General features: G+C 41.4%; 11 protein-coding genes. 3 read left to right on the forward strand and 8 right to left on the reverse strand.

The window, feature by feature from the left end; genetic code table 11:
* Positions 1–246: 246 nt before the first annotated feature.
* Complete coding sequence (gene fabF / locus G1O98_RS18145; RefSeq protein ID WP_163930239.1) at positions 247–1,497, reverse strand: beta-ketoacyl-ACP synthase II; 1,251 nt, start codon at positions 1,495–1,497, stop codon at positions 247–249.
* A 293-nt stretch (positions 1,498–1,790) separates the two neighbouring features.
* Positions 1,791–2,045: an acyl carrier protein gene (gene acpP / locus G1O98_RS18150; protein WP_012410880.1), complete on the reverse strand. Its 255-nt coding sequence runs from the start codon at positions 2,043–2,045 to the stop codon at positions 1,791–1,793.
* A gap of 423 nt (positions 2,046–2,468) precedes the next feature.
* On the opposite strand from acpP, the gene G1O98_RS18155 reads away from it, so the two are divergent.
* Positions 2,469–3,380 carry a CoB--CoM heterodisulfide reductase iron-sulfur subunit B family protein gene (locus tag G1O98_RS18155; RefSeq protein ID WP_163930241.1) on the forward strand — a complete coding sequence of 304 codons (912 nt, stop codon included), beginning with the start codon at positions 2,469–2,471 and terminating at the stop codon, positions 3,378–3,380.
* Between the two features lie 305 nt (positions 3,381–3,685).
* Here G1O98_RS18155 and G1O98_RS18160 read toward each other — a convergent pair whose 3' ends face one another.
* The 3 genes from G1O98_RS18160 to G1O98_RS18170 form a co-directional block, all read right to left on the reverse strand.
* Positions 3,686–4,477 (reverse strand): DUF928 domain-containing protein, encoded by a 792-nt coding sequence (locus tag G1O98_RS18160; protein WP_163930243.1) that lies wholly within the window; start codon positions 4,475–4,477, stop codon positions 3,686–3,688.
* Between the two features lie 195 nt (positions 4,478–4,672).
* Positions 4,673–7,027: a CHASE2 domain-containing protein gene (locus G1O98_RS18165; protein ID WP_163930246.1), complete on the reverse strand. Its 2,355-nt coding sequence runs from the start codon at positions 7,025–7,027 to the stop codon at positions 4,673–4,675.
* Positions 7,028–7,356: 329 nt separating this feature from the next.
* Positions 7,357–8,817, reverse strand: a complete 1,461-nt coding sequence (locus tag G1O98_RS18170; RefSeq protein WP_163930248.1) for an AAA-like domain-containing protein — start codon at positions 8,815–8,817, stop codon at positions 7,357–7,359.
* A 365-nt stretch (positions 8,818–9,182) separates the two neighbouring features.
* Between G1O98_RS18170 and G1O98_RS18175 the strand changes: the two genes are divergently transcribed.
* On the forward strand, positions 9,183–10,769 hold the full coding sequence (locus tag G1O98_RS18175; protein ID WP_163930250.1) for a calcium-binding protein: 1,587 nt from the start codon (positions 9,183–9,185) through the stop codon (positions 10,767–10,769).
* A 79-nt stretch (positions 10,770–10,848) separates the two neighbouring features.
* Here G1O98_RS18175 and G1O98_RS18180 read toward each other — a convergent pair whose 3' ends face one another.
* Both G1O98_RS18180 and G1O98_RS18185 read right to left on the reverse strand, forming a co-directional pair.
* A complete protein-coding gene (locus G1O98_RS18180) occupies positions 10,849–12,213 on the reverse strand; it encodes a cytochrome P450 (protein ID WP_163930252.1) in 1,365 nt (454 codons plus the stop codon).
* 69 nt (positions 12,214–12,282) lie between these two features.
* Entirely contained in the window at positions 12,283–13,236 is a 954-nt protein-coding gene (locus tag G1O98_RS18185; RefSeq protein ID WP_163930254.1) for a Rieske (2Fe-2S) protein, read from the reverse strand.
* A 335-nt stretch (positions 13,237–13,571) separates the two neighbouring features.
* Between G1O98_RS18185 and G1O98_RS18190 the strand changes: the two genes are divergently transcribed.
* Entirely contained in the window at positions 13,572–14,228 is a 657-nt protein-coding gene (locus G1O98_RS18190; RefSeq protein ID WP_163930256.1) for a TetR/AcrR family transcriptional regulator, read from the forward strand.
* A gap of 21 nt (positions 14,229–14,249) precedes the next feature.
* Here the strand turns inward: G1O98_RS18190 and G1O98_RS18195 are convergent.
* Positions 14,250–14,896 (reverse strand): hypothetical protein (locus tag G1O98_RS18195; RefSeq protein ID WP_163930258.1); only part of this gene is annotated, 647 nt, incomplete at its 5' end.

Genomic DNA, 14,896 nt, shown 5'->3' on the forward strand with positions numbered 1-14,896 from the left:
ATCATCCCACTCCCGCTTGTCGATGGACAAGCGGGATCTCCTGAGTTTATGGTGATAAATCAAGCTGATAATTGGGTCATGCTGAACGCTTAAGTTATATCGGAATGATATTTCTGATACTTTGGGCATTGGGCATGGGGCATTGGGCAAAGGGCATTGGGCAAACGAGCAGAGTCGGATTAAACTACTGAATTCAGAATTCAGAATTCTGAATTCTGCCTTCTGCCTCCTGCCTCCTGACTTCTTTTAAACGTATTTCTTAAAGGCCAGTGTGACATTATGACCGCCAAACCCAAAAGAATTGGATATTGCCACCTCGACTTTTTGAGCGCGGCTGTAGTTAGGCACGTAATCTAAGTCACATTCTGGATCGGGATTTTCCAGATTAATTGTCGGTGGAATTTGGTCATTAGCGATCGCCAGTACTGTTGCCACAGCTTCAATACCTCCAGAACCGCCTAATAAATGACCTGTCATCGATTTGGTTGAACTAATTGCCACCTTATAGGCGTGTTCTCCCAAGGCTTTTTTGATGGCTGAGGTTTCAGTTGAATCATTCGCCGGGGTACTAGTGCCGTGGGCATTAATGTAGCTAATTTGTTCGGGGGTTATATTAGCATCTTTGAGCGCCAGTTCTATGGCTCTCGCTGCACCTAATCCGCCAGGGACAGGGGAAGTGATATGGTATGCGTCACAGGTCATACCATAGCCGATCATTTCGGCATAAATGTGAGCGCCGCGACTTAGGGCGTGTTGCAGTTCTTCTAGAATTAAAATTCCTGAACCTTCACCTAATATAAATCCGTTGCGATCGCGGTCAAAGGGGCGGCAAGCATGAGCCGGATCGTCATTGCGAAAAGAAAGGGCTTTGCAGGCCGCAAACCCAGCCATTGATAATGGTGTCACAGCTGCCTCTGTTCCGCCGCAAATCATTGCTTTGGCATATCCCCCTTGAATTAAGCGGAACGCATCGCCTACAGCATTAGATCCAGCAGCGCAGGCAGTTACAGGGCAGGAATTAGGCCCTTTAGCACCCGTGTGAATTGCCGTCAATCCTGCTGCCATATTAGCGATCATCATCGGTATCATGAATGGACTACAGCGATCGGGCCCACGGTTGAGGTAGATCGTTTGCTGGTCTTCTAATACCTTAATGCCGCCAACGCCAGAACCGATCATGACACCTACCTGTTCTGCATTCAGTTCATTAATAACTAACTGCGCGTTAGCTATAGCTTGTTTTGCTGCTGAAACCCCAAATTGGGCAAATCGATCCATGCGCTTGGCATCTTTGCGCTCCAAGTAATCATGTGGATCAAAGTTTTTTACCTCACCAGCAATGCGGCAATCATGGCTAGACGCATCAAAAAATGTGATGTAGTCAATGCCATTGCGTCCACTCAATAATCCATCCCAATATTCTGTTGCTGTGTTACCTATCGGTGTAATCGCGCCAACACCAGTTACAACAACGCGTTTACGTGTATGATCTGTCATGATTCAGTTAAAGGTGGCGAAAAAGCAGCAGGCATTAAACAGTGCTGAGTTATGTTAGCGGATAGCTAGGGTTTAGCCCGTCCTGAGTTCTGAGTTTTGGAAGCACCCAAAGATGGAGAAAACTCCGAACTTTTGCCTCCGAAAACTCTAACTCCTAAACTTTTAACTGTTCAGCACTCAGTTAAAAGTCAAAGCAGTGGTTTTTGCCATAAACGCCCAGAGGGAGCGAGACAAAGCCATCTGAACTTCTCCCAATCGGAGACTCCAAGGGCGAACAGAGACTCAAAACTTTTTTAAGCTGATGCAGCAACTTTGTTATTGATGTAATCTACTGCGTCTTGAACCGATACAATCTGCTCGGCAGCTTCGTCGGGAATTTCGATATCAAATTCTTCTTCCAAAGCCATCACGAGTTCAACAGTATCCAGGGAATCAGCTCCTAAATCTTCCATAAACTTAGCTTGTGGAGTGATTTTGGAAGCATCTTCAACACTCAGTTGTTCGATGACGATTTTCTTGACCTTTTCAAAAAGTTCCGTTTGGCTCATAAATAATAAAAGTCCTTAACCAGTTGCTAGGATCTACTCTTTAGAGAAGACATTGTTTTGAGCATATACATCTTATCGTCAAGCGCGATCGCCCGTATACTACCAAGAGTTTTTCTGTTAGAAAACCTCTCCTGTTCCTCAAAAGAATAGGGTAACTTTTCTGGGAACAGTTGTTTATGGGAGCGGGCTACGCCATCGCCGATACCGTGTAAATGCTTTTATTGTCAATTATTGCTAAATTTTTTTACAATGTCTCGATCGGTATTTACAGCCTTGCTAGCAATCAGAATATTTAGACGCTGCGGCTTTGAACCTAGATGGTTAAAGAATCGCTGAAAGTCAAACATCATAATTTTGGTGCTAACAAGGAAGTAATAAAACAGTTATTGTTTAGAGCGATCGCTCTAACCCAAATATACCTCTATGCTATCTCAGACACTCAAACTCAAGTACGCTTATTTCCCTGGTTGTGTTGCTCAAGGGGCCTGTCGGGAACTTTACCAGTCAACTCAAGCCCTTACTAAAGCACTAGGTATTGAATTGGTTGAACTTAAAAAAGCTGCTTGCTGTGGTTCAGGCACATTTAAAGAAGATTCTCAACTGTTAGAAGATACAGTCAACGCTAGAAATATCGCCCTAGCAGAAGAATTAAATTTGCCCTTACTTACCCATTGCAGTACTTGTCAAGGTGTTATTGGTCATGTGAACGAACACCTGAAAGAATGTAAGACAACTGATCCTACATACATTGAACAGGTGAATGGCTTGCTGCATAAAGAAGGCTGTTCGCCTTATCGTGGCAGTACTGACGTTAAACATCTTCTCTACGCTTTGGTGACAGATTACGGTTTAGACGAAATTACCAAACGTGTCACCCAGAAGTTAACTGGATTAAAATGCGCGGCTTTTTATGGCTGTTATCTCCTCCGCGCCCAAAAATCCATGCCTTATGACGACCCGTTCCAACCAGAAGCGATGGAAAATATGTTTCGGGCTGTAGGTGCAACACCAATTTATTACCGAGGCCGGACACAATGTTGTGGTTGGCCTCTTGCTAGTTATGCCACTACCCAATCTTTCAAAATGGCGGGGATGCATATTCAAGACGCTTTGAGTTCTGGTGCTGACTGTATAGTTACACCTTGCCCACTGTGCCACTTAAATTTAGACTCGCGTCAGCCAGAGGTGGAAAAGGTAATTGAGCAAAAGTTAGGTTTACCAGTATTGCATTTACCCCAGTTGATTGCTTTAGCACTTGGGGTTAATCCAAAAGAACTGGGTTTAGAAAGGCACGTTGTTTCCACCAAGCCAGTGTTGGAGAAATTAGGATTTTAGTTAGAAGGGCGGTTAGAAACCGCGTCTACACAGACGAAACCCGCCTGTGCGGGTTAAAAATATTAATTTTCTCTTATTTGTGTAGCTGCGAATTCCATTCGCCCAGGCTTAAGTTGACACCAATGATTCATGAATTGCCCCTACTCATGTACTTTATACATGAAATACGCTGCACCAGTATAGATTACAGCACATTTCAGGTAAATGAAGTACATATATAAAACCCAAAACCTTGTAGAGACGTAGCACTGCTACGTCTCTACGTGTATTCGATTAGAGCGCAATCTGCTGTATCTGTTATTCGGCTATCGGCAGCAGTCTACTATCGGTTCTAAAGCAATGTTATTCAAACCGACAGCTTGCAACATCCTAGCCCAATCAGCATGTTTGGGTTCTATACGGCGAAGTTCGGCTGAAGCAATCAGGGATTCGTACCAAATACCACTAGTGGCATAAAGAGCAACGCGCTGCCTTGGTGTTGCTTTCTCTAACTGACTTTTTAGAACTGGGTTGAGTTCGATCCTTTTAATCCAACCATTCACAAAAACAGGTGATTGCTCTTGATTGCAGTAAATATTGAAGTACCAATGATAACGCTTGCCAATTTTTAACGAGGAAGCTGTTGATGGCAGAGAGAGGCTAACAATTCCTGGTGTCCCAGATAGTGAAACAGGAGTTTGATATATAGTCTCCCCATCCTCATTCTGTAATACAAAATCTGCCGAAACTTTAGTTACATCAGGAACGTAAAACCAGAAAGTTGGATGAGAGGAAGTTGTTAATCCCAAGACTAATTCCTCATTGGGAAACTGATAAACCGGAACTAACGCTGTTAGTTGCTTTTCTTTTGATGTAGTAGGCTGATTGTTCGTATTGCCACAGCCACGCTTTCCTCCTCCAACACGATTACCAGGTGCTTTAATGTCACCCGGCGGGGGAGGTGCATTAAATATCGGTGATGTGAAAATTTCAGATTTGCTTGGCTGTGCTTGCACTGGGGTGAAGGAGAGCGATACCAACGCGATCGCTAAGGCAAGTTTAATACTAATTTGTAATGACCTTCGCGGACTAGCTACCGCTACGCTAACGTAATTCATAATTTGTAATTTATAAAACTTTATTCAATGTGGGTTTACTGGGTTGAATCTGTAGCCTTTTTTGTAAAATTAGGATTCTCTATCAAAAAGCTAGCTTCATTTCAGAGGTTATTTGATCTTCAAAAATATAAAAGGTCTTTTCGGAAATTATCCCTTTCAATCTGCCTTTATTAATGACGGTAGCGTCATTACAAATTAGGAATTACTGCCTTGAGAAAGGCTGTAAATTACTACAATACTGCCTGTAACGACCAGAGCGATCGCAGCCGGAATAAGCGGTATCCAAATACCTTTCAGCAGCATAAAAAAGCTAATTGTCGATATAGCACCAATTACAGCAACTCCCGCTATTCCTAAAAGCCAGGAATGACGAATCCGCCATGCCAATATTCCTCCTAAAACAGACCAGAAAAAGACCCAAAAAGCCTCACCCCAAACAGGCCAAACCCACAACAGGGTTCGTCCATCTAAAACTGCACTGAGAATTTGACTCACCATTTGAGCATGAACCATAACTCCTGGAATTTCCTGCTTACGATCGGTAGTGTAGGGGGTGGAAAAATAATCACCGGCGCTTTGGTTAGTAATACCAATAAGTACAATTCGATTCTTCACAAGATTGGGATCGATCGCACCTCTGAGCAACTCTTTTAAGGTAATTTGCTCCACAGCCTTTAAGGGAGAGCCAGAGGAACGGTAATTTAGCAATATTTGATAGCCCCAGTCATCCATTTTCTGATAGCCACCAATATGCACTCGCAAGCGCCTAAACACAACTTTACCAATCTGTAAATCTTTTTTTTTGGTGTACTTGATATCAATGCCTTCTGTTTGTAGATAACGAAATGCCAATTGAGCGCTGAAGGAGTATGGCGTAGTACAAGGGGATGAGTCACTTGGTTGCATAGCGATCAGATGGCGGCGGAGAATACCATCCGTGTCTTGGACAAAATCGCTAAAGCCTTGACGTTCTATAGGAATTTCTGGAGGGGGTGAAACGCCTGGTTCATTAATTGTCGGTTCGCTGACTTTGCAAATAGCAATAAAGCGATCGCTACGCCGCATCCAAATGGCTAAAGGTGCTTCTTTGGCATCTACAGGGAAATCACGATAAATATCTAAGCCAATAGCTCGTGGTTTGAACTTTTCGAGTTTTTGGACAATTTGAGCCAGTGCGCGATCTGAGAGCGACCCTTTTCTCTCTTGCTGTTCAGGAAGCTTAAAATCATCTTCAGCGATCGCAACTACTAAAAGGCGGCGATCTGTTTGTTCGCTAGGACGCAGCCGCAGCAGTTGGTCAAAAGCCTTTAGCTCCCCAGCTTGTAATTGTCCAAGATGCCGCACTCCCATTATCGAGGCTGTGACAACCACAGCTAACATCAGCACAGTTTGAAAAGATCGCTGGCTGGACAATGTTTGCCGTGTTGCTACCGATTGTAAGTCAAATAAAGCTTTATCAACCCAATTTTGATTAAAAACAGTAGCATAAATGGGGTTATAAACTTTTAAGTAACCCTGTTGCTTGACCACTAATCCTGAGAGTCGCAATTCCATTTGCTCAGGACTGTTATTTGCTGTGATTTGGCCTGTTTGCAAAATTTGCTGATAAAGGCGCAGCAATTGTCTAGTATGCCGTTCGCTTTTCAAAATGCGATCGCGAATCGTCCTGAGATGTTCTGGTTCATCTTGAGATTCCCAGTTTTCAATTACTTGAGAACGTATCAGTTTCTCAACATACTCTGCTTCCCCGTTTGCTGGAATGACAGAGGAAGATGCAACAACTAATTGACAAAGCTTCTGAGTCAGAAAAGGTTGACCGCCACTCCAAGCTAAAATCTCTTGCAACACTATCTGAGGATTTGCGATACCCACTAATCCCTCAGCTAATGGTTGAGCTTCATGCCATTGAAAACCGCTTAGTTCAATTGCTCGACCAATATTAAAAGGTGTTCGGTGTTTATCTTGAATCAAATCGTAGGGAGTAGTTACCCCTAGTAAGGCAAAGGTAAGACGCTGATAAGCTGGATTGTCGGCTCGTTTGTTATAGCAAGCTCGAATCAAAGCTAAAAAATCATCCTTGAAGTTTAACTTGAGAATGCTATCAATTTCGTCTACAAAAATCACCATGTTTTCAGAGACTTCTGCCAATAGCACCGACTCAATAAACTCACTCAAGCGCTGCACTGGTGATAATCCAGAGTGATCGCTCCACCAACTCAATACTTTGAATTTGGGAATGAAGCTACGTGCTAACCTCCGTAACACACCCAAATACCACTCAGATGGGGTAATATCTTGACTTCCAATGGCCGTAATATCGATAACACCACAAGCAATATCGTCTGCTTGCAGTTTACGCATTGTTTGCACTCGCAAACTAGACTTACCCATCTGCCGCGAGTTGAAGACATAACAAAATTCTCCGGCCTTGAGTGCATCATAAAAATCTTTATCGGCTTTTCGCTGCACATAGCACGGAGCATCAATTTGCAGACTCCCTCCGATTTGATATTTATAAGGTGAGTTTTCTGCTTTGCTCGTCGGATGCATCCTAACTTCCAGCTATCAGCAACGTATAATTTTAGGTAAAATCTACACTTAATACCGATTACTTGTGAGTTTACTCTAGAACAAGAGGCTTAAGCCCCAAGTTTTACTAAACTGGATTTTGTGCAGTTTTACAAAAAATTGGTACAAGTACAGCATTTCATTAATTCGTAGCAAATTAAGTTTGGCAATGCCAATGCATCCCTCTACAATGCCAATGTATTCCTCTACAATGTCGATGTATCCCTCTGCAATGCCAATGTATCTCGCTACAATGCCAATGCATCCCTCTGCATTAATAAAAAAGGCTAAGATTATTACGCAAAACTGTACTAAGTGAAGCGATTTTGAAAATATTGGCGGTACAAATTGCAGCGTGGCATCACCTTATTGTCATTACAATATACCACTAGACCCATACTATGTAATTTAAACGCTGATTCCGAGTCTAATTCTATCGGTACTAAACTCTTTACAACCTGGCTAAAAGCTGTCACTAAATTTGGATCGTGTTCGAGATTACACAAATGTCCTCGGAGATGATCTTGGTAAATTGCAGCTCCAGTTGCGGCTGTTTGCGACAACTGTTCAAGAGTAATGTACCGATGTTGAACATGATAAAGAGCTAGCCGGATTAAATACGGATGTCCTCCTACCATATCCATCAGTTTTTTGACCTGTGTATCAGTCCAATTTAGTCCCTGATGACGTGCAACTAAAATTTGGACTTGTTCTGGAGTAAACTCTTGTAATTCAATGCTCAATCCTACATTAAAGGGAGATTGATTGATATTTAGCGGAATATAAACTTCTTTGGAATGTACCAAAACTAGCCGGAGTTTTTTCCAGAGTTCGCTACTGCGATCGCCATACTTAGCATACTCATACCAAGCTCGTAACAGGTTAAAAAAGTCTTCGGCAGTGTCACGATAGGGAAAAATGCGATCAACACCATCTAAGCTAATTACTAATGGGCTATCGATTTCTTCTAACAAACACTCTTCAAAGTAAGCAGTAGTTTTATCCTTGCTGCCATAAATGCTCCAATAATCATCTAACTGATGAAGTTGCTTCAGTTTTCTACCAACACTTTCACAGAACCAGCGCAAAAATGTATCCAAGCTGGCGAAAACTGCTTTATCTGCTAAATGGAAGCTGATAGAAACTGTTTGACAACCATGTTGTCTAGCTTCATCAAGAATCCTAGCCATTAGCGAGGTCTTGCCCATTTGTTTAGGTGCTTTGATCCGAATCAGGGAACCTGGCTGCAAAATCTCTTGATAACAACGCTCTTCAATTGGAGGGCGTTCAACATAAAAACTAGAAGAGAGAGGGACTTGACCTACAGGTAATTCTGGCTCTGCATTCAGTAGGGGTTGTTCGTTTGTGTATACGCTTAGTAATGTCTTGCTATTTTCTTCAGAAACTGAGTTGTTCGATGCCAATTTCTCCATTGTTAGCTGTGAAGATGACATCAGCTTTTGAGGCTGTAAAATTGTCTCTAACCGCTTTGATGAAGCAGCAGTCCAGGAAACACGCCGTCGCTCTAGTGCTGCTTGAAAATTCTTTTTACCGACCTTTTCGCCAAATGCTGCTGATAGCATCTGCCATAATTTCGGGCCAACATCATGCTGTAGGTATTCGGTAGTGTAGCCATGAGTTTGGGCAATCTCGTCATACTTCTTCCCTTCCCAAGAGCTACGCAGTATGGTTACTTCAATATCTTTCAGATGTCTTTTTGTCTGAGTAACAACTGCTGCATCTAATATTTTTAATGCCGTTTCAAAGTCCATTGTTCATGGATGAATCACAACTATTTATATATTGAGATCCAGTCCGAACTTTTAACTTTCCAGATTTTTTCGCAAATAATATTCTAATGGCTGAAATCCAGTCCTGTCCTGGTTCAGCAAAGATTACTGTCCTTAAACTTTCTTACTTAACCTTACCTGACCACTTTTGCCGTTGGTTTTTTGGGAATCAAACTCCTTAAATTATCCACATTTACCTTTTTGAGTTCAAAAGGCAACCTGGTAATAACAGCAATAGCAGTTGTTTGGCTTTGGACAAATTTAGCTTTTTTGAAAAATTTGTCCAAAGTCTAAATCAAGAAAACAATACACAAACTCACAACCAAATCAAACAAAGATACAAAATTATGGCGATTATTAGTGGAACCCCAACTCCTGCTGACGACAAAATTATAGCTGATGGAGCAAATGATAAAATCGATGCTCTGGCCGGTAACGATACGGTTTTTGGTGGTGCGGGCAATGATACTCTAATAGGCAACTTTGGCAATGATTCTCTATCAGGATCGCTTGGTAATGATTTCCTTGATGGTGGATTTAACAGAGACACCCTTGATGGTGGCACTGGTAACGACACTCTCAACGGCGGCGATGACAATGACACTCTTATAGGTGGAACTGGAAACAATCGCGTTAATGGCGGTGCGGGTAACGATATTCTCATCGCTCAAAACGGAAACTTTCCGGCTCTCGGCGATGTTGGGGATACCCTGATTGGCGGTGCAGGTGATGACGAACTGCGTGTTGAGGGAGCCTCAAATTATTTCTTGACCAATAATCAGCTGTTTGTCGGTAATTTAGCTCACCAATTTTCTGAGGTTGAGAATGTCAGGCTCACTGGTACTGCGGGTAATGACACGATTAATGCGTCTCAAGCTCTGTTGTCCGGGCGAACCTTTCTCTTTGGTGGTGCTGGTAATGACACTATCATAGGTAGCCGTGGTCTTGACCAGATCAACGGTGGTGATGGGAATGACAGCATAGTAGGAGGAGCGGGATTTAACTTCCTGCGTGGCAATAATGGCAATGACACCCTCATAGGTGGAAATGACGACAATAATTTTAATGGTGGACAAGGAAATGATTTTATCCAAGGTGGAAGCGGGAGAGATAGTTTTTCGGATGGTGCCTTAGATGGAGCGGGTGATGACCAATATATCGGAGGAGGAGGTGAGGACTTCCTATTCATAAATGGCGACAATAACTTTGAGCTTTTCTCATTTGCAAATGACCCAAACAAAAGCCAACTCAAAGGTGGTAAGTTTGGTCCTGGGGCCAATCTCGATGATTCAGCCACAGGTACTGATACCCTCCAAAATATTGAAAGCGTCGAAATCCAAGGAGGAGATAGCAACAATCGCATAGATGCCAGTCGTGCCAGCCAAAACGTCAATGTAATTCTTAATGGTCGCGATGGCAGCGATATTCTGCTAGCTGGTAGCGGTAACGATGTACTATTTGGCGGATTGGGCAACGATCGCCTTGATGGAAATATAGGTAACGATCGCCTAAATGGTGACTCTGGCAATGATATTCTTTCGGGAGGTAAGGGTAATGATACCCTCAGTGGTGGTGGTAATTTTAATAGCGGAGAGATAGATATTTTAACAGGAGGATTAGCATTTGGAGGGGTTCAATCTGTTGATACATTTAACCTAGGTGACTCCTATCGGCAAGCTGGTCATGCTGTGATCGCAGATTTTTCTCTACTAGATGGGGACAAGATCGCTCTTCGCGGTTCTGCTAGCGATTACACATTTGTACAGCAAAACTTCAATACTAATAATAGTTTTGGTAGTGGTATTTTTTCAAATGACTCATCTATCTTAGATACGGTCATCTTCTTCGGTTCACCAATTTTCGGTGATGTGATTGCTGTCGCTGAGGATGTTAGCTTAAGTGCTATCACTCCTGGGATCACATTTACTGTCTAACACTTTCAGTATCAACCTGTTTAGAGACGCATAGTTTTGCGTCTCTAAACGCGCAAAATCGATTTGTTTAATCAAAGATTTATGTTTGACTATTCAAAGGATGCTTTATCACCAAAGGCTCAATATATGCTTGTAGAGTATCTTTAATTTTAGAAGGCTGGCGAACTGGAGCGATCGCAGAATAATCCGGTTTTACTGTCCAGTCGTAATGGCGAAGTAGTGTGGAAAGCACAATTTTCATTTCCATCTGGGCAAATTCCATACCTAAACAACTGTGCGAACCATAACCAAAACCCATGAGTGCTAAAGGATGTTTTTTATCTTCTTCACGAGGTGGTGCAAAGCGATCGGGGTCGAAGCGATCGGGTTCGGTGTACAGTTCTGGTAAACGGTGAGTCAGCATTGGCGAAATAGTCACAAACCAACCTGCTGGGATGCGATAGCCTCCATACTCAATATCCTTGAGGACACCACGATTATAGGCATACACTGGCGGATAGAGTCTTTCTGCTTCTTTTAGGACGTTGGTTAACTGTGGAAATTGTTTGAGATGAGACAGGCTAAGGGGATTATTTCCCACAACTGCTAGTTGTTCTTGGCGCAGCCGTTCTCGCCATTCTGGGTGATTACCTAATTCAAAGATTACCCAAGTCAGTAATGAGGCTGTTGTCTCATGTCCAGCAAACAGCAATAGTAATGCCTCGTTGATTACCTGTGTTTCGCTCAACTTATTGCCGTCTTCATCAACAGCTGCTAGCAGCAATCCCAAAACATCTTTTGATTCTTCTAAGTTACCCTGCTCGATACGTTGGGCGATTTCTTGACGCAAGAAAGCCACTAATTTACCCCTAGCATTTTGACCGCGACCATATAAGGTAAAAGGGACATTCCATTTCAATATTGCCATACTGCTATCTATCAGTTGTGTAAACCACTGACTGGTTTGCTCAACTTCGCTCTTGTTCTGACTTCCCAAAAATAGGCGAGTCGCAACTATCAGGGTAAGCTGACGGAAACTAGAATTTAAGGAAATCGTTCCTTGCTCTCTCCAATCTTTAAGGAAGTCTTGCACGATATTTTGAATGGTGTCGAAGTATGTAGCGATCGCTTTTCCATGAAATGCTGGATACATTAAGCGACGAGTTAGCCGATGTTCTTCCCCATCTTGTAATAGAATATTATTGCCAAATGTTGATTCTAAAAAATACCACCCTATCCGCGACGACATTTTTTCAGCCTGTTCCACCAGCACTAGCCGATTAGCATCAGGGCCAATTAAATAAGCACGTTTACGCCCCATGACGCTAGTTTTAAAAATTGAACCATGCTGCTGAAATCTTCGCCATAGATACAGTTCTAAATCCCGAAATATTTCTAAAGTCTCCCCCAAGATGGGCAAGCCATAGCTACCAGGCATTTCCTCGGCGGATTTTAGTTGCCGCATATTTGAGTATCTCCAGCAGTGTTAGCTACAGTTTAATTGTAAAGCGCAGTTAGGCTTTGCAAATCAAAATTACCAATTGTGGTAGAGTTTTTCTGCATAGAACATAATTTCTTCATTTGGCAATTTAATTTTTGGTTTTTGCCGAGGATACAAACTTTCAACTGCACCTGTATCCTGTTCGATGACTGTGGCTGCTGCTTGTAAAACTGAGCTTTTAAACAGAAATTTCATCAAAGGATTGACGACTTTGGCATACATCAAAATAAACGTCTTGGTGATTTTTTCTGTTTCAGGATAAAGAATATGAATTTGAGCAATATCACCAATTGGCGTTTTAGCAAAAAAAGCTGTAGTTGAAGGAAATGCATATTCTAGTGTGTTAGAAAGTGTTTTAGGAAAGATTCCCAAAACAGGATTTTTGATAATTTCTCCTAGCGTGTTGTTAGCTCTGATCAGTTCTTGTTTAACTGTGGCATAATATCCTTTTTCTTCAAAAGCACTGACGTTACAAGTTGTAATTTTAAATAGTTCTTTATGAGTACCATTTTGGTGATTATAGTCATAGTTAACCATCAGGTTAGTCAAGAATTCACCCTGAATACTTTTATCCCCAGTTACTCCGAGAAACTCGTATTTATCCACAATTTTTTGATGCAAATCGGGAATTGGTAATCTTGGCTCAAATCCGGCATAAGTCCAGATACAATCATTGCTAATAATTAATTTTAATGGTTTGGTAATTGGCTGATTATCTTTTTTTTCTCCTTGCTGTAGTCTACCTTGTCCATCAAATTCTAGTGCATGAAAAGGGCAAGTAATAGTATCTCTCTCTTGACAAATCCAGCCGTTTGATAATGGAGCTTGCATGTGTGGGCAGATGTTATCAAGGGCAAATACTTCGCCTTTTGGGTTTTGCCAAATGACATAATCCTGTCCGTTTAAAGTTATTTTATTGGGTTTATTGACTCCTAATGTAGATTTGTGCGCGATTAACCAAGGCGCACCTGGTAAAATTGGTTCCATTTTTCCTCCAAAATATTGAAAAGTTATTTATTGAAGTTCGATAGATGCGTTAGCAAAAGGTAACGGAATCTTGGAAATTAAAAGTTGTGAACAAGCTGGTGCCACTTGCCCTATATTGCTATTTCGAACGGCAATTGGGAAATTCAAGTCTTATCTGCAATGGATGAACTAACACTACCAAGCATTTACTTGGCTAACTTCGGCTACTGCATGAATGAATTATACAATTAACTAAATTTTTAGTTAGTTGATATTAATGTAATAAATTTCATTTTCTATGTCAACTACTAACCAATTTTTTAGTTAATATATTTTCGTTATGATGATGGAGCAACGTGGGTCGTTCAACACAGTCAAAATTTTCATCTAAAAAGCCGCGTCAGGTGCGTGATGCAGAAGCGACGAAAAAGCAGATTCTCGATGCGGCGGAAGCGGAGTTTGCCAGAAATGGACTTCAAGGGGCGCGGACAGGAGCGATCGCTAAAGGTTCAGGTGTCACCACAGCGATGATTTACTACTACTTCCAGAGCAAAGAAGGACTATATGAAGCTGTTCTGCAACGTCCGGCGGTGGAGATGCACGAAGGGTTTGAGCAGCTAAATTTGGATCAGTTCCCACCAGAGGAGGCGTTGAAGGTGCTAGTCAAAGAAGCGATCGCTTACGAAGCTGCTCACCCGCACAGAGGGATGCTTTGGTTTCAAGAAGCCAACCAAAATCAGGGAAAGTATTTCAAACAGGCAAATTGGCAAGAAAATTTTAGCTATCTCATCAAGATTTTAGAGCGGGGGATGGCAGAAAGTTGTTTCCGTCAGATCGATCCATTTCTCACAACTCTGCATATTATTGGGGTTTGTAATATGTACTTCAACGCTTACGAAAACATCAAACATACTAGACCCGATTTGCAACTACTGAGTTCAGAAATGATTGAGCAGCATACTCAAGCAGCAGTTAATTTTATTTTGGCTGGTGTGCGACGTACTGGAGATTAGAGATTGAATTCGGAATTTTGATTATGAATGCAAACTTTTTAAAGGGTAAAAAATGTTCTGTTTTGCATCAAATGAATATGCTTGAATATTAGATTTATTAAAATTAGGAATTTTGCTTTTTAAATCCACATATCCTGACCAACCTGAATTTTGATATTTTAAACCATAAAGCCTTGAAATATCTTGTCTCACTTGTCCTATAGATAAGATATCAACGACTATCAAAGCATTAGATTCATTTGGGTAAGCTAATATTACAGCATCTGCTACTCTCGTTTGTAGTTTAGCCCATCCACGAATGTTAAAAAAACCATTTTGGTCTTCTTGTATATAATCAATATAGCCCCATTCACCCTGATTATAGATTTTTAAATCTTTAACAATTCCAGGGCGCAAGATATTTAATTGACTCAAATTTTTAAATCTTGTAATTACTAAATTTAAGCTTGAAGAATATGTAGGCTCAACAAAGGGAAACAGCACCATAATACAATCATCTTTTTGATAAATATTGACTAACTGAATACAACTCTTGGCATAGCTATAGTGATAGTTCCATTCTTGTAATTCGTTTAAAATTTTAGTGGGATAATTCTTGTTAATATAAAATGCAGTTATTATGCCTAACAAATAAAAAGTCAAATTCTTAAATTTTTGATTATTTTTTT

The organism is Nostoc sp. UIC 10630, from assembly GCF_010747425.1.
Classification (GTDB): domain Bacteria; phylum Cyanobacteriota; class Cyanobacteriia; order Cyanobacteriales; family Nostocaceae; genus Nostoc.

Excerpts from the sequence above, each read along its gene's own strand:
- fabF (WP_163930239.1), bottom strand. The coding sequence starts at position 1,497 with ATGACAGATCATACACGTAAACGCGTTGTTGTAACTGGTGTTGGCGCG.
- acpP (WP_012410880.1), bottom strand. The coding sequence starts at position 2,045 with ATGAGCCAAACGGAACTTTTTGAAAAGGTCAAGAAAATCGTCATCGAA.
- G1O98_RS18155 (WP_163930241.1), top strand. The coding sequence starts at position 2,469 with ATGCTATCTCAGACACTCAAACTCAAGTACGCTTATTTCCCTGGTTGT.
- G1O98_RS18160 (WP_163930243.1), bottom strand. The coding sequence starts at position 4,477 with ATGAATTACGTTAGCGTAGCGGTAGCTAGTCCGCGAAGGTCATTACAA.
- G1O98_RS18165 (WP_163930246.1), bottom strand. The coding sequence starts at position 7,027 with ATGCATCCGACGAGCAAAGCAGAAAACTCACCTTATAAATATCAAATC.
- G1O98_RS18170 (WP_163930248.1), bottom strand. The coding sequence starts at position 8,817 with ATGGACTTTGAAACGGCATTAAAAATATTAGATGCAGCAGTTGTTACT.
- G1O98_RS18175 (WP_163930250.1), top strand. The coding sequence starts at position 9,183 with ATGGCGATTATTAGTGGAACCCCAACTCCTGCTGACGACAAAATTATA.
- G1O98_RS18180 (WP_163930252.1), bottom strand. The coding sequence starts at position 12,213 with ATGCGGCAACTAAAATCCGCCGAGGAAATGCCTGGTAGCTATGGCTTG.
- G1O98_RS18185 (WP_163930254.1), bottom strand. The coding sequence starts at position 13,236 with ATGGAACCAATTTTACCAGGTGCGCCTTGGTTAATCGCGCACAAATCT.